21 protein-coding genes are annotated in these 18,368 nt (G+C 68.7%); 4 read left to right on the forward strand and 17 right to left on the reverse strand.

The genetic code is table 11. The annotated features are described in order from the left end of the window. Nucleotides 1-132: 132 nt before the first annotated feature. Both ACEL92_RS18595 and ACEL92_RS18600 read right to left on the reverse strand, forming a co-directional pair. A complete protein-coding gene (locus ACEL92_RS18595) occupies nucleotides 133-426 on the reverse strand; it encodes an acylphosphatase (RefSeq protein WP_374022165.1) in 294 nt (97 codons plus the stop codon). After that, nucleotides 413-826 (reverse strand): OsmC family protein, encoded by a 414-nt coding sequence (locus tag ACEL92_RS18600; protein WP_374022166.1) that lies wholly within the window; start codon nucleotides 824-826, stop codon nucleotides 413-415. Before ACEL92_RS18600 ends, ACEL92_RS18595 begins: the two co-directional genes overlap by 14 nt. Nucleotides 827-878: 52 nt before the next feature. On the opposite strand from ACEL92_RS18600, the gene ACEL92_RS18605 reads away from it, so the two are divergent. After that, on the forward strand, nucleotides 879-1,655 hold the full coding sequence (locus ACEL92_RS18605; RefSeq protein WP_374022167.1) for a PIG-L deacetylase family protein: 777 nt from the start codon (nucleotides 879-881) through the stop codon (nucleotides 1,653-1,655). A 36-nt stretch (nucleotides 1,656-1,691) separates the two neighbouring features. Here the strand turns inward: ACEL92_RS18605 and ACEL92_RS18610 are convergent, their stop codons facing one another. The 7 genes from ACEL92_RS18610 to sepIVA form a co-directional block, all read right to left on the reverse strand. After that, complete coding sequence (locus ACEL92_RS18610) at nucleotides 1,692-2,255, reverse strand: NifU family protein (protein ID WP_374022168.1); 564 nt, start codon at nucleotides 2,253-2,255, stop codon at nucleotides 1,692-1,694. After that, nucleotides 2,252-4,162, reverse strand: coding sequence for a ferrous iron transporter B (locus ACEL92_RS18615; protein ID WP_374022169.1), 1,911 nt, complete (start codon nucleotides 4,160-4,162; stop codon nucleotides 2,252-2,254). The genes ACEL92_RS18610 and ACEL92_RS18615 overlap by 4 nt, the downstream gene beginning before the upstream one ends. Then, complete coding sequence (locus ACEL92_RS18620; protein WP_374022170.1) at nucleotides 4,159-4,431, reverse strand: ferrous iron transport protein A; 273 nt, start codon at nucleotides 4,429-4,431, stop codon at nucleotides 4,159-4,161. The genes ACEL92_RS18615 and ACEL92_RS18620 overlap by 4 nt, the downstream gene beginning before the upstream one ends. A gap of 173 nt (nucleotides 4,432-4,604) precedes the next feature. Continuing rightward, nucleotides 4,605-5,465 carry a DNA-formamidopyrimidine glycosylase gene (gene mutM / locus ACEL92_RS18625; protein WP_374022171.1) on the reverse strand — a complete coding sequence of 287 codons (861 nt, stop codon included), beginning with the start codon at nucleotides 5,463-5,465 and terminating at the stop codon, nucleotides 4,605-4,607. A gap of 168 nt (nucleotides 5,466-5,633) precedes the next feature. Then, entirely contained in the window at nucleotides 5,634-6,347 is a 714-nt protein-coding gene (rnc, locus tag ACEL92_RS18630; RefSeq protein WP_374022172.1) for a ribonuclease III, read from the reverse strand. Further along, nucleotides 6,344-6,928 carry a DUF177 domain-containing protein gene (locus tag ACEL92_RS18635; protein ID WP_374022173.1) on the reverse strand — a complete coding sequence of 195 codons (585 nt, stop codon included), beginning with the start codon at nucleotides 6,926-6,928 and terminating at the stop codon, nucleotides 6,344-6,346. Before ACEL92_RS18635 ends, rnc begins: the two co-directional genes overlap by 4 nt. A 57-nt stretch (nucleotides 6,929-6,985) precedes the next feature. Beyond that, nucleotides 6,986-7,723, reverse strand: a complete 738-nt coding sequence (gene sepIVA / locus ACEL92_RS18640; RefSeq protein WP_374022174.1) for a cell division protein SepIVA — start codon at nucleotides 7,721-7,723, stop codon at nucleotides 6,986-6,988. A gap of 317 nt (nucleotides 7,724-8,040) precedes the next feature. On the opposite strand from sepIVA, the gene ACEL92_RS18645 reads away from it, so the two are divergent. After that, on the forward strand, nucleotides 8,041-9,225 hold the full coding sequence (locus ACEL92_RS18645; RefSeq protein WP_374022175.1) for a permease: 1,185 nt from the start codon (nucleotides 8,041-8,043) through the stop codon (nucleotides 9,223-9,225). 159 nt (nucleotides 9,226-9,384) lie between these two features. Here ACEL92_RS18645 and ACEL92_RS18650 read toward each other — a convergent pair whose 3' ends face one another. The 6 genes from ACEL92_RS18650 to ACEL92_RS18675 form a co-directional block, all read right to left on the reverse strand. Continuing rightward, complete coding sequence (locus tag ACEL92_RS18650; RefSeq protein ID WP_374022176.1) at nucleotides 9,385-10,338, reverse strand: amidohydrolase family protein; 954 nt, start codon at nucleotides 10,336-10,338, stop codon at nucleotides 9,385-9,387. 89 nt (nucleotides 10,339-10,427) lie between these two features. Beyond that, nucleotides 10,428-10,910, reverse strand: coding sequence for a pantetheine-phosphate adenylyltransferase (gene coaD, locus ACEL92_RS18655; RefSeq protein ID WP_374022177.1), 483 nt, complete (start codon nucleotides 10,908-10,910; stop codon nucleotides 10,428-10,430). 77 nt (nucleotides 10,911-10,987) lie between these two features. Further along, the gene (gene rsmD / locus ACEL92_RS18660; RefSeq protein ID WP_374022178.1) at nucleotides 10,988-11,542 is read right to left on the reverse strand and encodes a 16S rRNA (guanine(966)-N(2))-methyltransferase RsmD; all 555 of its coding nucleotides are present in this window, start codon (nucleotides 11,540-11,542) and stop codon (nucleotides 10,988-10,990) included. Between the two features lie 10 nt (nucleotides 11,543-11,552). Then, nucleotides 11,553-12,179 (reverse strand): vitamin K epoxide reductase family protein, encoded by a 627-nt coding sequence (locus ACEL92_RS18665; RefSeq protein WP_374022179.1) that lies wholly within the window; start codon nucleotides 12,177-12,179, stop codon nucleotides 11,553-11,555. 7 nt (nucleotides 12,180-12,186) lie between these two features. Beyond that, nucleotides 12,187-12,945 (reverse strand): DsbA family protein, encoded by a 759-nt coding sequence (locus ACEL92_RS18670; RefSeq protein ID WP_374022180.1) that lies wholly within the window; start codon nucleotides 12,943-12,945, stop codon nucleotides 12,187-12,189. Nucleotides 12,946-13,020: 75 nt separating this feature from the next. Continuing rightward, the gene (locus tag ACEL92_RS18675) at nucleotides 13,021-14,136 is read right to left on the reverse strand and encodes an alpha/beta hydrolase (RefSeq protein WP_374022181.1); all 1,116 of its coding nucleotides are present in this window, start codon (nucleotides 14,134-14,136) and stop codon (nucleotides 13,021-13,023) included. Here ACEL92_RS18675 and ACEL92_RS18680 point away from each other — a divergent pair. Together ACEL92_RS18680 and ACEL92_RS18685 are read left to right on the forward strand one after the other, a co-directional pair. Then, on the forward strand, nucleotides 14,135-14,305 hold the full coding sequence (locus ACEL92_RS18680; RefSeq protein WP_374022182.1) for a hypothetical protein: 171 nt from the start codon (nucleotides 14,135-14,137) through the stop codon (nucleotides 14,303-14,305). The two genes, ACEL92_RS18675 and ACEL92_RS18680, sit on opposite strands and share 2 nt — an antisense overlap. 273 nt (nucleotides 14,306-14,578) lie before the next feature. Further along, on the forward strand, nucleotides 14,579-15,424 hold the full coding sequence (locus ACEL92_RS18685) for an aldo/keto reductase (protein WP_374026267.1): 846 nt from the start codon (nucleotides 14,579-14,581) through the stop codon (nucleotides 15,422-15,424). 1 nt (nucleotide 15,425) lies between these two features. Here the strand turns inward: ACEL92_RS18685 and ACEL92_RS18690 are convergent, their stop codons facing one another. Both ACEL92_RS18690 and recG read right to left on the reverse strand, forming a co-directional pair. Then, complete coding sequence (locus ACEL92_RS18690; protein WP_374022183.1) at nucleotides 15,426-16,139, reverse strand: HNH endonuclease family protein; 714 nt, start codon at nucleotides 16,137-16,139, stop codon at nucleotides 15,426-15,428. Continuing rightward, nucleotides 16,136-18,367, reverse strand: a complete 2,232-nt coding sequence (recG, locus tag ACEL92_RS18695; RefSeq protein WP_374022184.1) for an ATP-dependent DNA helicase RecG — start codon at nucleotides 18,365-18,367, stop codon at nucleotides 16,136-16,138. The genes ACEL92_RS18690 and recG overlap by 4 nt, the downstream gene beginning before the upstream one ends. Nucleotide 18,368: the final 1 nt, after the last annotated feature.

An 18,368-nucleotide genomic window follows, 5' to 3' on the forward strand; every position in this document is an offset into this window, starting at 1 on the left:
GCCCGCGTCGGCCGTACCGAGGGGTGTCGGGAGGCGCGAAATGCGGCGGTTGTTCACACCTTGCCGCACTGGTCACAATGGCCACATCAATCACGCTCTGGCGGGCTTTCGGGAGGGCGATGTCGCGCCGCGTCAGCGCTCGACGAACCCCTCGAACCGTTCCCGCGGCGGTGACCAGTCGGCGACCACCTTGTCGACGCGGCCGGGCCGCGACGGCCACGCCTCGTCGCCCTCCAGCAGCGCCAGCAGTCTCTCGGCGGCCTCCCGCGGCCCCTGCGCGACAACCAGGACGCGGCCGTCGGCCTGGTTGGCCGCGTACCCGGTAAGCCCCAGCTCGAGCGCCCGGCTGCGCGTCCACCAGCGGAAACCGACGCCTTGGACCTTCCCGTGCACCCAGGCGGTGAGCCGGACGTCAGGTTCCGACATCGGCGACCTTGAAGCTGACCTTCGTACCGGCCTTCAGCGTGCGCCCGACGGTGCAGACCAGGTCGATGGCCCGGTCGACCACCGTCAGCAGCCGCTCCTTCTCCTCGGCCGTGAGCCCGGACAGGTCCAACTCGAGCGTCTCTTCCAGGAGCGGATACACCTCACGTTCGCGGTCGGCGTCCCCCGACACCTTGACCACCGCCTTGTAGTCGTCGCCGAGCCGGCGGGCGAGCGGCTGGTCGCTGGACATCCCGCTGCACGCGGCGAGCGCGATCTTTAGCAGCTCGCCCGGGGTGAACACGCCGTCGACGTCTTCGGAGCCGACGAGTACCTGCGCGCCGCGCGAGCTGTGTCCGGTGTAACGGCGCGATCCCGTGCGCTCCACCCAGAGTTCGGTCATGGCTCATTTCTACCGGGCAGTGCGCGCCCGATGCCGCGGGCATACTGCGTTCATGGCCACCGTGGTCGCATTCCACGCCCATCCGGACGACGAGGTGATCCTCACCGGAGGCACGTTGGCGCGCGCGGCGGCAGACGGGCATCGCATCGTCGTCGTCACCGCGACCGACGGACGGGTGCACAACGCAGAGGACGATTGTCGCCTAGACGAACTACGTTCGAGCGCAAGCATTTTGGGAGCTCACCGGGTCGAGTGCCTGGGCTACGCCGATAGCGGTTACGGGCCGCTGTTCTACTCTGACCCGCCGGGGCGAATCCGCTTCGGGCGCGCAGATGTCGAGGAAGCGGCGCGGCGGCTCGCGGCCATCCTCGCCGAGGAAGACGCCGACCTTCTGCTCAGCTATCAACCGAACGGCGGCTACGGCCACCGCGATCATGTCCAGGTGCATCACGTCGGCAAGCGGGCCGCCGAACTTGCGGCTACGCCTCGCGTGTTGGAGGCGACGATGCCGCGCGAATTAGTGGTGCGCACCGGCCAGCTCGCCCGGCTGCTGAGGCTCCCGCCGCCCTACGAGCCGGACGTGGCCCGCACCGCCTACGCGCCGCGGGCGAGCATCACCCACCGGATCGACGTGTTTCGCTTCGCCCGCCAGAAGCGGGACGCGTTCGCCGCCCACCGCTCTCAGATCGGCGCGTCCAGCGTGGGTGCGCGCATGTATGACGTCCTGCTGCGGCTGCCGCCGCAAACGTTCGGTCTGCTGTTTCCCCGTGAATGGTTCGTCGACCCCGCGCTGCCCGCGGGGGCCACCCGCCGCGACATCTTCGATTGACACGCCCGACGTCGCGCCCTCGATGAGCCCGAGCCTTCAGCGGACGATCAGCGACAGCAGCTTCTTACCGAATGAGATTGCCGCCGAATTGTTTTCGCAGGCGACAACCACCTGCTGGCCGACCCGTTCCCGTAGCTCGCGCTCGAAGACGTCCCGCAGCGTCGACGACGCCGCCGGGCATCCGTCGCAGGCGCCGACCATCCGCACCGTCACGGTGTGTCCGGCCACCGAGACCAGCTCGATCGACCCGCCGTGCGAGGCGGCGAGCGCGCCGACGGGCCCGGCAAGCAGTTCCGCGGCAGCGGATTGCAGATCCGGGCCGGATGACTCGTCGACCGTCCAGCCGTGCGGGTCCAGCAGCGCCTCGCCGAGCGCCTCCCGGACGTCGTCGCCCAGGTCCCGCCAGCTACCGCCGGCGCCGATCGTGATCAGGATGTCGCGGGCGCCGACCACGAGCTCGGTGAGCACCCCGCTGTCCAGCAGGGCGCCCAGCCGGCCCGGAGCCCCCCGGACGGCGCCGCGCGCCGGCAGACGATCGGGCGGGACCACCCAGCGCAGCTGACGCGGGTCCGCGGTCGCGGTGGCGTGGATCGGAATCATGCGCCCACCCCGACCGCGATCGAGCGGGCCACAAACGCCATCGTCCAGGCCAGGATGAACATGTAGGACCACGCGAAGGCGGGCCAGCGCCACGAGTTGGTCTCGCGGCGCATCACCGCGACGGTGGACATGCACTGCAGCGCGAAGATGAAGTACACCATCAGCGCGATGACGGTCGGCGCGGTGAACACCTTGTGGCCGTCGTCGTCGGCCATCGTGACCAGGGCCTCGTGCGGGTCGTCCGGACTCGTCGCCGCCGACACCTGACCGAGGGTGGACACGAAAACCTCACGCGCCGAGAAGGAACCAAGCAGGGCGACGTTGATGTGCCAGTCGAAACCGAGCGGTGAGAACACCGGCCCGATCGCCTTGCCGACGTCGGCGGCGTAACTGTGGTCCATCACGTAGGCGGTGGCCTGTGTCGCCGACATGTGCGCGGTTTCCGCTTGGCGCGCGGGCAAATTGAGCAGCACCCAGAGCACCACGGAGGTGCCCAGGATGATGGTTCCGGCCTTGCGCAGGAACACCTTCGCCGAATCCCACATGGTGATCAGCACGTTCTTGGGCGACGGGAAACGGTACGGGGGAAGCTCCATCGTGAACGGGAGCAGATCGCTGCGCAGGATCGTCGACTTGAACAACGACGCCGCGATCAGCGCCGAGGTGCCCCCACACAGATACAGCAGAAACATCGCCACACCCTGCGCGCTGAAGCCCCACCACTGGGTCTGCGGCGACACCAGCAGCCCCACCAGCAGGGTGAAGACGGGAAGCCGGGCGGAGCAGGTCATCAGCGGCGCCGTGATGATGGTGGCGATCCGGTCGCGCGACGACGGCAGCGTCCGGGTCGCCATGATCCCCGGGATGGCGCAGGCGAACGACGAGAGCATCGCGACGAAGGCGCGACCCTCCAGCCCGGTCGCGGCCATCACCCGGTCCATCAGGAAAGCCGCCCGCGCCATGTAGCCGACGTTCTCCAGCAGCGCGATCAGCAAGAACAGCAACACGATCTGCGGGATGAACTGCAGCACTGTCCCGACGCCACCGATGAGTCCCTGGCCGAGCAGACCCCGCACGACGTAGTTGCCGACGTGGTCGCTGACCAGCGTGCCGAACCAGCCGAGTCCCTGGCTGACGCGGTCCTGCAGCGGCGCGGCGACGGTGAAGACGACCTGGAAGAAGCAGAACATCACCGCGAAGAAGATGACGGTTCCCCACAGGGGGTGCAGCACGACTCTGTCAATGCCGCCGGTGCGCCGATCGGGCTGCGGCGCAATGTAATTGGCGGCACGCAGGACCGACTTGCCCCAGGCGTCGACGGCGTCGTCGTCGGCGGGCGGCAGGATCGGCGGCCGCTGCCACCGGTCGAAGGACACCAGCCGCGCGCGCAGGGTGTCGATGCCCCCGCCGCGGTGCGCGATGACGGGGAGCACCGGGATGCCCAGCGCCGTCGACAAGGCCTCGGTGTCGATGCGGCCGCCGCGCGCGGTCAACTCGTCGGTCATGGTCAACGCCAACAGGCACGGGACGTCGAGCCGCATCACCTGGGCCACCAGGGTGATGGATCGGTTCAGCGTGGTGGCGTCTGCCACCAGAACAATCGCATCGGGACGGCCGGCGTCGGCGACGTTGCCGGCCAGCAGGTCGGCGACCACCTGTTCGTCGGGGCTGATGGGCTGCAAGCTGTAGGTGCCCGGCAGATCCTCCACGGCGATCTCGACGCCGTCCACTTTCGTGGTGCCGACCCGGCGCCCGACGGTGACGCCCGGATAGTTGCCGGTCTTGGCGCGCAGCCCGGTGAGGTGGTTGAACACCGACGTCTTGCCGGCGTTGGGGCTGCCCACCAGCGCGACGCGTGCCACACCGGCAACCGCGACCGCGGCGCCTTCCTCATGGCAGGACGTCATGCGACGCTCCCCGGATCGACTTGGATCAGCCGCGCCTCGCGGCGGCGCAGGCAGAGCTCGGTCTCCTGCACGCGGTAGATGGTGGGGTCACCCATCGGCGCGCGCCGGATGACCTCGACGTCCGAGGCCGGCCGGAAGCCGAGCTGCCGCAGCCGGCCCGCCACCACTGCAGACGCCGCCGGCGCCACGCCCAGGATGGTCGCCCGCTGGCCCGGCGCGAGCTGGGCCAGCACGGTCGGCGAACCCGATCCACGAAGTGAGCTCCGCACTAGCCGACCCGGCCCCATCGGTTCACCATGCCACCCAGGATAACGACGCGAGGTGAGGATAACCTCACCTTTCTTGCCAACGCCCGGCCGGCGTGCAATCGAGCGTGCGCCCCGGGTGACGTCCCTCGGCGTGTCGCAACCGTGGCCGCACACGCAATGCCGTGCTCGCCCACTCAAAGGCGCGGCCGCGGCTGGCATCTCGGGCAGTAGAACGACGACCGGTTCATGAACTTCTCCCGGCGAATCACCGCGCCGCAGCGCCGGCAGTTCTGCCCTTCGCGGCCGTACGCATCCAGCGACCGGTCGAAGTAGCCGGATTCGCCGTTGACGTTGATGTACAGCGAGTCGAACGACGTACCGCCCTGCGCCAGCGCGTCGCGCATCACGTCGGCCGCGGCGTCCAGGATCGCGGCGAGCCGGCGGCGGCTCAGCGTGGCGGCGATCCGGGCCCCGTTGACCTTGGCGCGCCACAGCGCCTCGTCGGCGTAGATGTTGCCGATGCCCGACACGACGGTTTGATCGAGAAGCTGCCGCTTGATCTCGGAGTGCTTGCGCCGCAACACGCTCACGACGGCGTCGCGGTCGAAAAGCGGGTCCAGCGGGTCGCGCGCCAGGTGCGCGATGGGGGCCGGAATCACGCTGCCGTCCACGCTGACCAGATCGGCGAGCATCCAGCCACCGAAGGTGCGTTGGTCGGCGAAGCTGAGCACGGTCCCGTCGTCGAGCAGCGCGGAGATGCGCACGTGGTCGGCGCGTGGCACCTGCCCCAGCAGCATCTGCCCGCTCATGCCGAGGTGCACCACCAAGGCCGTGTCCGGGTCCTGCGGGCCGTCGAGCAGCAGCCACAGGTACTTGCCGCGCCGATCGGTGCCGGTGATGCGCGCGTCGAGCAGCCGTGCGGTGAGGTCGGCGGGGCCAGCCTCGTGCCGGCGCACCGCGCGCGGGTGATGCACCCGAACGGCCGTGATCGTTTTGCCGACGACCCGGGCTTGCAAGCCGCGGCGCACCACCTCGACTTCGGGTAGCTCGGGCACCTAGTGATGATCGCAAGCGCGGCGAAGCCGGGCGAAGCGGGTCATCACCCTCAGGCCCAGTGATGATCGCAAGCGCGGCGAAGCCGGGCGAAGCGGGTCATCACCCTCAGGCCCAGTGATGATCGCAAGCGCGGCGAAGCCGGGCGAAGCGGGTCATCACCCTCGGTTTCACACCGACGTTTTGTCGGCGGCGTCCAGGTCTTCGAGGGCTTTCCAGGTGGCGGCGGCGGCCTTCTGTTCGGCCTCCTTCTTGGACCGCCCCACGCCCGAGCCGTATTCGGTGTCCATCACCACGACGACCGCGGTGAATTCTTTGTCGTGGTCCGGGCCGGTAGAGGTGACGACGTAGGACGGCGCGCCCATGCCACGGGCGGCGGTCAGCTCCTGCAGGCTGGTCTTCCAGTCCAGCCCCGCCCCCAGCGTGGGCGCCGCGTCCAACAGACCGCCGAACAGCCGCAGGATCACTTCGCGGGCGGTGTCGATGCCGTGCTGCAGATAGATCGCACCCAGCAGCGACTCCATCCCGTCGGCCAGGATGCTCGACTTGTCGGCACCGCCGGTGTTGGCTTCCCCGCGCCCAAGAAACAGGTGAGCGCCCAGGCCGTCCGGGGACAGCTTCCGGGCGACGTCGGCCAGCGCCTGGGTGTTGACGACGCTGGCCCGCAGCTTGGCCAGGTCACCTTCGGAGCGGTCGGGGTGCCGGTGGTAGAGCTCGTCGGTGACGGTCAGACCCAGCACGGCGTCGCCGAGAAATTCCAGCCGCTCGTTGGTGGGCAGGCCGCCGTGCTCGTAGGCATAGCTGCGATGCGTCAACGCCAGCGAGAGCAGCTCGTCGGGCAGTTCGACCCCCAGCGCGTCGAGCAGATCCTGGCGAGACGTCATCGCTCACCCCGCGGTGCGTCGGGGTCGGGAAACATGCCGGCCAGCTTGGCCCACCGCGGGTCGATGCGGTCGTGCCGATGGCCGGGCTCGGCCGCCAGGGCAACCCCGCATTCGGGACACAGCCCCGGGCAGTCGGGCGTGCACAGGGGCGCGAACGGCAGCTCCAGTCCCACGGCGTCGACGATCGACTGCTCGAGGTCGATGGTGTCGTCGACGATGTGGCCGACCTCGTCCTCCTCGGTGGTCGCCTCCGTCGTGCTGTCGGGATAGGCGAACAATTCGGTCAATCTGACCTGCACCCGGCCGCTGACCGGCGTCAGGCACCGGGAGCATTCGCCGACCGTGGGTGCGTCCACCGTCCCGGTCACCAAGACGCCTTCGGAGACGGATTGAATCTGCAGGTCCAGTTCCAACGGGGCATCCCGCTCGATCGCGATCATGTCCAGCCCGATCCGCGATGGGCTGGGCACCGTCTTGCGCACGGTCACCATCGCGCCCGGGCGTCGCCCAAGCCTGGTGATGTCGATCGACATCGGCGAGCTCAGACGACGCTGGGAAGTGGTGCTGTGCTGCCGCGTCATAGGAGAAATCCTACGGCGCGCGCCGCATAATGCCAGGGCACGGCCGCCCGCAGGGGACTAGCGCACCGCGTAGTCGTGCGTGCCGGCGGCCGTCCGGAGCTGGTGACGTCCGCGCCCGACGGAGCGCAGCGTGCCGTTGAGGAATTCCTCGAACTCGGCGAGCTTGTTGTCGACGTAGATGTCGCATTCACCGCGTAGCCGGTCGGCCTCGGCATGGGCCGAGTCGATGAGCCGGGTGGCCTCGGCGTTGGCCGCCTCCACCACGCTGTTCTGCGACACCAGGCGCTGCTGCTCCTTGATGCCCTCTTGCACGGCCTTCTCGTAGGAGATGTTGCCGTTCTCCAGCAGCCGGTCGGCCTCGGCCTGGGCGCGGCCGACGCTGGCCTCGTACTCTCGTTTCGCCGCCGTGGCGATGCGCATCGCTTCCTCGCGGGCCTCCCCGACCATCCGGTCGCTGTGCTGGCGCGCCTCGCTCACCATGCGGTCGGCCTGCGCTTTTGCGTCGGACAGCAGCCGGTCGGCCTCGGCACGGGCGTGGTTGAGCATCGATTCCGACTCGGTGGTCGCCGAGGACACCATGGATTCGGCGTGCGACTTGGCGTCCTGCAGCATCGAGTCGCGAGCATCGAGCACGTCCTGGGCGTCGTCCAGCTCCCCGGGGATCGCATCCTTGATGTCGTCGATCAGTTCCAGCACGTCACCGCGGGGCACCACGCAGCCGGCCGTCATCGGAACGCCGCGCGCTTCTTCAACGATGGCGCTCAGTTCGTCGAGCGCTTCAAAGACTCGGTACACGGCCATATCCTCCTGGCGTCTGCAAAATCTGTTGTTACCAGTGTGCCTGGTGTTGCCTTTGTGACAGCGGTGGCGGCCCGGTGTGTCGGACATTTGGCCGCGTCGCCGCCAAGAGGCGCTGCGGCAACGACACCCCGTCCTGCGTGAATTCCATCGACATGCCCGTCCGCGCCGCCACGGTTGTCGGCGCTTTGGCGCCATTCTAGGGATCGCGGCCACCCTTCGCCCTGGCCAGGACGCTTTGCGCCGTTGACGTATACCCCTGCGGGGTATAGGTTTGGGGCCCGTGAAACCTTGAAGGGGAGGATCGAGCACTCGTGTTAGCAGCGGTCGGACACGCCTTGGCGGTGGCGGGATCGATGACGTGGGAAATCCTGTGGGCCCTGATCCTGGGGTTCGCCCTGTCGGCGGTGGTGCAGGCGGTGGTGCGGCGCTCGACGATCGTTACGCTGCTGGGCGATGACCGGCCGCGCACCCTGGCGCTGGCCGCCGGGCTCGGCGCGGCATCGTCGTCGTGCTCGTACGCCGCGGTGGCGTTGGCCCGGTCACTCTTCCGCAAGGGCGCCAGCTTCACCGCCGCCATGGCGTTCGAGATCGGCTCCACCAACCTGGTGGTCGAACTGGGCATCATCCTGGCGCTGCTGATGGGCTGGCAGTTCACCGCCGCGGAATTCGTCGGCGGCCCGTTGATGATCGTGGTCCTGGCCGTCCTGTTCCGTCTGTTCGTGCGCTCGCGGCTGGTCGATGCCGCCCGGGAGCAGGCCGACCGCGGGATCGCCGGTTCGATGGAGGGCCATGCCGCCATGGACATGTCCATCACGAAGCAGGGTTCGTTCGCGCAGCGGCTGTTCTCCGCGGAAGGCTTCACCTCCGTCGCCCACGTGTTCGTGATGGAGTGGCTGGCGATTCTGCGCGATCTGGTGCTGGGCTTGTTGATCGCCGGCGCCATCGCGGCGTGGGTCCCCGAAAAGTTCTGGCAGGTTTTCTTTTTCGCCGACCATCCGACCTGGTCGACGATATGGGGCCCGCTCGTGGGACCGATCGTGGCGATCGTGTCGTTCGTCTGCTCGATCGGCAACGTCCCGCTCGCCGCGGTGCTGTGGAACGGGGGCATCAGTTTCGGCGGTGTCATCGCGTTCATCTACGCCGATCTGCTGATCCTGCCGATCCTCAACATCTACCGTAAGTACTACGGCACCAAGATGATGCTGACACTGCTGGGCACCTTTTACGCCGCGATGGTCGCCGCCGGCTACCTCGTCGAAATGATCTTCGGCGCAACGGGTCTCGTTCCCAAGCAGCGCAACGCGACGGTCATGGAAGCGGCCGTTTCGTGGAACTACACGACCTGGCTGAACATCGCCTTCCTGGTCGTCGGGGCGGTGCTGGTCATCCGGTTCGTCACCTCCGGCGGCGTGCCGATGTTGCGCATGATGGGCGGCGCCCCCGACGCCCAGCACGAGCACGAGTGCCACCACGACCACGGCGAGCACCACCACTAGCCCAGGCGCTCGCCCTAGTCGAGGCCGCCCGCACGCCTGCGCGAGGGCCGCGTAGTCGGTGACCGGTCCACGTTGTGCCTCAGGAAAGCCGTTGCCCCGCACCAAGACTCCGTCCGGATACCGTCCAGGTCGGCACGCCGAAGTGAAACGGCCCCTCGATCAAACCTTCAGGATGCGTTCGGCGTTGGCGTGGGCGATCTTCTCGCGGTCACCAGGGCTCAGGGTCGCGCGCTCGAACCCGTCGACAGCGGCCCGTGAGGATTCGTAGGGATAGTCGATCGAGAACATGATGGCGTCGGCGCCCACTTCCCCGACGGCGCCGGCCAGGGTGGCCGGCGAGAACACCCCGCTGATGGTGAACACGATGTTGGTGCCGAGATAGGACGACGGGGGGCGCTGCAGCCGATAGTCGGTGTCAATCGTCGCGTATCGCGAGTCCAGGCGGCTGCGCTGGAAGGGCAGGAATTCGCCCATGTGGCCCAAAATCAATATCGCCGAGGGGTGGCGGTCGAACAGCCCGCTGAACAGGACGCGCAGTGCGTGCCCCGAGACTTCGGCCGCCCAACTCCACATCGAGCCGTAGAGTTCCGGGTGGCCGTTCAGCACCCGCCAGTGGTCCGCCGGCGGCGCGCCCGGATGCAGATACAGCGGCACGCCAAGCGATTCCAGCGCGCCCCACAGCGGTTCATAGGCCGGCTCGTCCAGGTAGTGGCCGCCAAGGTGGTCGTTGACCAGTGCCCCGCAGAACCCGAGCTCGGTGACGCAGCGGTCGAGCTCGGCAACGGCCGCCCCAGGGTCTTGAAGCGGAAGCGCCGCGAAGCCGCGGAAGCGCGTCGGGTGTTCGGAGACCACTTGGGCCAGATAGTCGTTGGCGCGGCGGGCCTTGTCCCGCGCGGTGGCGGCGTCCATGTCGGCTTGCAGACCCGGGACGGTCAGTGACAGCACCTGGATGTCGATGCCGGCCGCGTCCATCTCCGGCAACCGGTACTCCGTGAAGTCGGGCAGCTTGCGCAGCCACTCTTGGGCGTAATGCCTTGTGCGCGAGGCCAACTGCGGCATGGGATCGGCAATCCCGGGTATCGAGAAGGCTTCTTCTAACGCAATGTACTTCACCTGCCGGCTCCTCCCCGCCGCTCGGCCGCCCAAATCCTGCGGGTACCCGCTTGCGGGCCCGATACGCGCCAGGAGCGGATGCGCCGCATTTAAAGGCGGCCGGCGAGCTTTTCGCGCAGGCGCCGGTTCACCGGCTCGGGCAGGAGCTCCGACACGTCGCCACCGAACGTCGCGACCTCCTTGGCCAACGACGACGAGACGAACGAATACCGCGGCGTCGTCGCCACGAAAAAGGTGTCGACACCGGCGATGTGCTTGTTCATCTGCGCCATCTGCAGCTCGTATTCGAAGTCGGTCCCGGTGCGCAGGCCCTTCACGATGGCGGTCATCCCCCGCGACCTGACGAAGTCAACCACCAGACCCTGTCCGGCCTCGACGCGCAGGTTGGGCAGATGGGTGGTCGACTCCTTGATCATCGCGATCCGCTCGTCCAGGTCGAACATGCCCTTCTTGGCGGGGTTGGTCAGGATCGCCACCACCACCTCATCGAATTGGGCCGCCGCGCGTTCGAAGACGTCGATGTGGCCCAACGTCACTGGGTCGAACGAGCCCGGGCATACCGCGCCGCTCATGGCGCGCGCCCAGGACGATGCAGAACGCGGTGATGAAGACGAGCGGCGCCCATGACGAGAGACGCTACACGCCGGCCTCACGCTCGCTCGGCCATCTCCAACCGGGTGTCGCCGTACACGCGCGGCGGCCACCGGGACCAGCCGGCCGGCCAGGTCAGCGGCGCACCGGTCGCCGCGCGCTCCACCACCGCGACGGTTCCGGCAGTGGTCCAGCCGTGGGCGACCAGGGCGGCCAACACGGCCTCCACCTCGGCGGCCGACAGGTCGTAGGGCGGGTCGGCCAGCACGAGATCGACGGGGTGCGCGGCCCCGGATGCCAGGACGGTGGCGGCCGTGCCACGGCGCACCGTCGCGCCGGCCAAGCCCAGTGCGTCGATGTTGCGCGCGATGACCGAGGCGCTGCGCTGGTCGGACTCCACGAACAGCGCAGAGGCGGCCCCCCGCGACAGCGCCTCCAAACCCAATGCGCCCGAACCGGCGTAGAGGTCCAGCACCGCCGCGCCCGTCAGGTCTCCTCGCGCGATCAGGATGTTGAACAGCGACTCGCGCACCCGGTCGGTGGTCGGCCTGGTCCCGCGGGGCGGGACGGCGATGCGCCGGCCGCCGGCCACGCCGCCGATGATGCGGGTCACCTGCCCACGCCTACAGCAGCGTCGACCAGTAGTCCCAGAATCGCGCCATGATCAGCAGGAACACCGCGGTGAACCACAGCGCGACGATGGACCACCGCCATTGGTACAGCACCCACGCCACACCGCGTCCCCGGCACTGCAGCGCCGGGCGCCACGCGATCGACGCGACGACCACCAGCAGCGTGACGGTGGCCGCCCAGACGACCATGCAGTACGGGCACAACGCGCCGATCCTGTAGAGGCTCTCGTAGATCAACCAGTGCACGAACGCCGCACCGGCCAGCAGCCCGATGGTCAAACCGACCCAATACCACTGCGGCAAAGACACTTTCGTCACCGCCAGCAGTCCGGTGACGACCACCACGGTGAAGGCCACCAGGCCCAGAAGCGGGTTGGGGAAGCCCAGCACCGACGCCTGCGGGGTGACCATCACCGAGCCGCACGACAGGATCGGGTTGAGGTTGCACGACGGCACGTACGCCGGGTTGAGCAGGAGATCGATCTTCTCCACGGTCAGCGTCGCGGAGGCGGCCAGGCCGATCACGCCGGCGATCAACACCCACCACGCGCTGGCCGCCGGCACGCCCGCTTCCTGACGCGACTCCGCTGTCAGGTCGGCGATTTGGGTCGACGACACCGGGTGGTCAGGTGGCCGGAGGGGCGGTGGCGCCGTCGATGCCCGGCACGTCACCGACGATGCTCTTGATCTTGGCCACCAGCGCGTCAGGGGTGGACGGGTCGTAGTCGTCGCCGTTGATCTTGATGGTCGGGGTGGCGTTGATCTTCGCGGCTGCCGCCTCGCCGGTGACCTTGGCGATGTACTTGCCGCTGTTGATGCAGTCGGGCACCTTGCCCACGACGCCGGCCTCGCGGGCGAGCTCGATCAGCCGGGCGTTGTCCGGGAAACTGCTGCCGCGTTCGCTGGGCTGCAGGTCGGTGGTGAACAGGGCGGTGTGGAATCGGCGGAACGCGTCGAGCGACTCGTCGGCCACGCACAGCGCCGCGGCCCCCGCCCGCGACGAGTAATTCTGGTTCCTGGCGTTGTCGAGGATCGACACCATGGAGTAGTCGGCCGCGATGGCGCCGACGTCGATCAGCCTGGACACCGTCGGACCGAAGGTCCGCTCGAAGTTGCCGCAGGCCGGGCACAGGAAGTCCTCGTAGAACGTGACCACGGCCTTGGGGTTGTTGGTACCGGGCTGGGTGACCAGCTTGCTGGACGTCACCCGCACAGTGTCGCCCGCGCCAATGGCGGCGGTCTTCTTGTGGTGCGTGACCACGATGTAGGAGACCAGCGCGACGAGGAAGATGACGACGACGGCGGTCCCGCCGATCTGCACGAGTCGGCCCGATTTACCGTCGGCCGCCTTCATGTCAAAGCGCGGTTTGGATTTGTCGGCCACAGTTGCGCGATCCTTCGGTAATCGGGTGGTCGTTCGTGGGCGCCTCTAGATTACCGGCGCCGACCGCGCGACAGATCAGACCCGGCTCAGGTGAGCCCGCAGAGCCGAGATCAACTCCGTGGTCGCGGCGGCGCTGCCACCGCCGAGCTGGAAAAGGTTGATGAAGCCGTGCGTCAGCGACCGCATGCACCGCAGATCGACCGCCGTCCCGGCCGCCCGCAGCGCCGCCGCATAGCTCTCCCCTTCGTCGCGCAGCGGGTCGAACCCGGCGACCGCGATGAGGGCCGGCGCGAGCCCGGCGAGCGATTCGGCCAGCAGCGGCGATACCCGGGGGTCCGCCCGGTCGATGCCCGAGCCGCGCAGGTACTGCGACTCGAACCAGTCGATGTCGCGTTTGGTCAGCAGGAAGCCGCGGGCGAACAGCCCCATGGAGCGGGTCTGCGAGGTGAAATCGGTCCGCGGGTAGATCAGCCACTGCAGCACCGGGGCGGGCGCACCCTCGTCGCGCGCCCGTTGGCAGACGGCGGCGGCCAGGTTGCCGCCCGCGCTGTCCCCGCCGACCGCGACCCGACCGGGCGCGGCGCCGAGTTCCTCGGCGTGGTCGTGCGCCCACCCGAAGGCGGCGTACGCGTCCTCGATCGCGGCCGGGGCCGGATGCTCGGGGGCCAGCCGGTAGTCGATGGACAACACGTGAATGCCGGCGTCGCGGCAGGTCAGCCGGCACAGCGCGTCGTAGGAGTCCAGGTCGCCGATCGACCAGCCACCGCCGTGGTAGAAGACCAGCAGGGGTGCGGGCGCGCCGCTGGCGGGCCGGTAGTGCCGCGCCGCGATCTCACCCGCGGGTCCGGGCAGCGACAGGTCCCGGACGTCGACGTGGACCTGCGGCCCGGGCAGCTCCAGCAGCATCTGCCGCAATTGAGCGCGGGACGCGCTCGCGTCGTCGTCGACCACCAGGCCGTCGATGCCGACGGCGCGCAGCCCGGAGAGCATCAGCTGAAGCGTGGCGTCCAGCGTGTTGCCGTCGATGGTCACCGAGCGGCCGCCGAACAACGCGCGCTTGGCCCGGGCGGGGATCCAGGGAATGACCTTGACACCGACCGTCGAGACGGCGCCCTGCATGCGGCTGGTCAGGCGCATGGGCGTGTGTTTGACGCCAAGGTGCAGGTCCGGCGCGGGCACGCTTTTGGTCATGGGCACTCCCTGTACGTACAACGTGGCGACGCTCGACGCAGGTCAGTCGTTCCGCGCCGTGGTCTTCCGACTTTTCCGGTCTTCGGCGGCCACCGAGCAGGTGCGGTCGATGCCGTGCGGCGCGTCCGCTGCCGGCCGGACGCTGGCCCGCCCCCGGTCGGGGGTGTGACCAACTCTACGTGGTGACGAGTAGTCCAAAAGAAGGCCGGGTTCCGGATCACCGCGCCCCGGGTCCGGTGTCGCTGAGGTGGTATTTTCCTGCTCGGTAATATCGTGATCCCCAAGCCGGTAACCGCCTCACGGATTGCGAGCAGCTTCGACGTGTTCGATTTCGAGCCCAACGGCTCGAATTCAGCGCCGCTGGAATGGCGTCGATCTCCTCGCTCGACGACGGCATCGGTTGGGCCCACGAACCTTCAAACCCACAGGCAGGTGAATGACATTGGCTGGCGAGTCGGGCGCTGCCGTGCCCTCGGTAGCTCTTAATGATGAAAACACGATGCCGGTGCTGGGCTTGGGTGTCGCGGACTTGTCCGAGGACGAGACGGAACGCGCGGTCTCCTCGGCGCTGGAGATCGGCTGCCGGCTGATCGACACCGCCTCGGCCTACGGCAACGAGGCCGCCGTCGGCCGTGCCATCGCCTCCTCCGGGATCCCGCGCGCCGAACTATTCGTCACCACCAAGTTGGCCGCCGCCGACCATGGGTTTCTGCGGTCCGAGGAGGCCTGCAAGGAAAGCCTGGAGCGGCTCGGCCTGGATTACGTCGACCTCTACTTGATCCACTGGCCCGTGCCGTCGCGCGGTGAGTACGTGAACTCCTTCGGCGGGCTGATCCAGTGCCGCGGGAACGGGCTCGCGCGCTCGATCGGCGTCTCGAACTTCACCGAGCTGCATGTCACCGACGTCATCGACCTGACCTTCGTCACCCCGGCGGTCAACCAGATCGAGCTGCACCCGCTGCTCAACCAGGCCGACGTGCGCAAGACCAACGCGGAGCACAACGTCGTCACCCAGGCCTACACGCCGCTGGCGCTCGGCAAGCTGACGGACAACCCGACGGTGACCTCGGTCGCCGGCGAATACGGCAAGACGCCGGCCCAGGTGCTGCTCCGGTGGAACCTGCAGCTGGGCAACGCGGTGGTGTTCCGCTCCGCCAACCCCGAGCACATCTCCGGCAACCTCGACGTGTTCGACTTCGAGCTGGCCGCCGAGCACATGGACGCGATCAACGCGCTCAACGACGGCACCCGGCTGCGCCCGGATCCCAACACCTTCGAGGGCGTCTGAGCTATCCCACCGGGCAGGTGGCCGCCGCCTGGCGCAGCGCACCGGTCGACGCCTGATCCACCGGAAGCGCGTAGCCGCGTAGCACGGCGATGAACTGCATGGCGTACTGGCAGGCGAACGCGGCGTTCGGCGGCATCCACTGCGCCGGCGGGGCGTCGCCCTTGTCCTGATTGGCCTGCCCGTCGACGGCCACCAGATTGGCCGGATCGTTGGCGAACCGCAGCCGCTCGGGGGCCGGCCAGTCGTAGGCGCCCATGTCCCAGGCGTAGGCCAGCGGGACGATGTGGTCGATCTGCACCGCCTCGCCGACTTTGGCGCCGCGCTGGAACGCAATCGTCTTGTTGGTGTACGGGTCGTGCAGGGTGCCGGTGGCCACCGCGTCCGGACACCGTTTGGTCGACACGTAGGTCTTGTCGACGAGGTCGCGGTTGAGGATGTCGTCGCGGGTGTCGCAGCCGTTGTGGCCCAGCGGGGCGTCGTTGTCGTCGTCCCACGCGTCGCCGAACGCCGCGCGGCGGTAGTCGTACCGGTGCGCCCGCAGCGGCAGCACCGCGATGCCCGCGAGCACGTCGGTGCCGGGCTGCACCGTCGGAACGTCGGCGCGGGCGGCGTACTCGGCGGCGTGCCTGGCCGTCGAGGATCCCACGGTCTGGTAAGCCACCAGCACGGCGAGCGCCGCGGCCGCCGACAACCACAGCAGCACCTTGTGGTTCACGACTTGTCCAGGTATTCGATCCGGTCGGTGGTGACGAAAGGCGCTGCCAGCAAGGCCAATTCGGGACTGGCCGGGTTCTCGTCGTAGCTTCGGACGCAGAAGTCACGCGCGGCCTCGATGACGTCGCGGTGGTCGGCCAGCGAGAGCAGGCGCAGGTTGATCGCGCGGCCGGACTGGTTGCGGCCCAGGACGTCTCCCTCGCGGCGCTCCTTGAGGTCCAAATCGGCGAGCGCGAACCCGTCCTGGGTCGCGGCCACGGCCGAGAGCCGCCGGCCGGCCGGCGACCCCGGTGAGACCCAGGTGGCCAGCAGGCACAAGCTGGGATGCCGGCCGCGGCCGATGCGGCCGCGCAGCTGATGCAGCTGGCTGATGCCGAAGCGGTCGGCATCCATCACCAGCATCACCGTGGCGTTGGGGACGTCCACGCCCACCTCGATCACCGTGGTGCACACCAGCACATCGGTCTCACCGGCACGAAACGCCGCCATCGCGGCGTCCTTCTCCTCGGCCGACAACCGCCCGTGCATCAGTCCCAGGCGCACGTTCGCCAACTCGCCCCCACGCAGCCGCGCGTAGAGTCCCTCGGCGGTCTCCGACGGTCTGGCGTCCTGTTCCTGCTTCTCCGGTTCGTCGGTCTCGTCGATCCGGGGCGCCACCACATAGGCCTGACGGCCGGCGGCGACCTCTTCGGTGATGCGCCGCCAGGCGCGCTCGAGCCAGGCGGGCTTCTCCCTGACGAAGATCACGTTGCTGGTGATCGGCTGGCGTCCGCGCGGCAGTTCCCGCAGCGTCGAGGTTTCCAGGTCGCCGTAGACGGTCAACGCGACCGTGCGCGGTATGGGCGTCGCCGTCATCACCAGCAGGTGCGGGGTGACGCCGCGACGAGCCTTGGCCCGCAACTGGTCTCGCTGTTCGACCCCGAACCGGTGTTGCTCGTCGACCACCACCATGCCCAGGTTGTGGAATTCCACCGCGCCCTGCAACAGCGCGTGGGTGCCGACGACGATCCCGGCCTGGCCGCTCGCCACCTCGTCGCGGACTTGCCTCTTCTGCGCCGCGGTCATCGAACCGGTGAGCAGGGCGACCCGGGTCGCCACCCCGCCTTCACTGTCTGCACCACCGAGCTGACCGGCCATCGCCAACGGGCCGAGTACGTCGTTGATGGACCTAAGATGTTGGGCGGCAAGGACTTCCGTCGGCGCCAGCAGCGCACACTGGTAACCCGCGTCCACCAGTTGCAGCATCGCCAGCACCGCGACGATCGTCTTGCCCGAACCGACCTCACCTTGGAGCAGGCGGTTCATCGGCCGGGTGGCCGACAGCTCCTGCGCGAACACGTCGAGGACCTCACGCTGCCCGGCGGTCAGCTCGAACGGCAAGCGCCGCAACAGTTCAGCGGACAAGCCGTCGGGGCGCTGCGGCGCCGGGGGGCCCGATTCCGACAGCTCGCTGTGCCGCCGGGTGACCAGCGCCCACTGCAGCCCCACGGCTTCGTCGAACGTCAGCCGCTCCCGCGCCCGCCGCCGCGCCGCCTGGTCCTCGGCCAGGTGGATGTCGCGCAACGCCCGGTCCTCGGGGACCAGGCCGTAGCGGGCGCACAGGTCGGCGGGCAGCGGGTCGTCCACCGGATCCAGGACGTCGAGCACTTGGCGCACGCACCTGAAGATGTCCCAGCTCTGCACCTTCGTGGTCGCCGGATAGATCGGGAAGAAGGCCCGCTCGAACGCCTCCATCTGCACCTCGCCGGTGGTGGCCTGCGAGGCGATCGCGATGTTCTTCAGCGAGCTGGTGCCGCGGTTCTTGCCGTCCGGGGAATCGAGGATGAGGAAGGCCGGATGCGTCAGTTGCATGACGTTCTTGAAGAACCCGACCTCCCCGGACAGCATTACCTTGGTGCCCTCGGTCAGGTCCTTCTTCAGATAGTTCGCGTTGAAGAAAGTCGCGGTCACCTTGTTGCGGCCGGCGCCGAGGGTGATGCGGTGGCAGAGCTTCTTCGGGGTTTTCTTCATCGGCCACGTCTTCGTCGCGGTGATCGTGTCGACGATGGTGATGTGCTCGCCGGCCGGCGGGCGCTGGTCGTCGGCGTCCCACCGGGTCGCGCCCTCGGTGTAGCTGCGCGGGTAGTGGCGTAGCAGATCGTCGACCGTGCGGATGCCCAACTCCTCGTCGAGCTGATCGGCGGCCTTGGCGCCCACCACGAAATCGAGCCGGTCGCCCAGCGACGCCACG

It is taken from the genome of Mycobacterium hainanense (genome assembly GCF_041890355.1).
Taxonomy (GTDB): Bacteria; Actinomycetota; Actinomycetes; order Mycobacteriales; family Mycobacteriaceae; genus Mycobacterium; species Mycobacterium hainanense.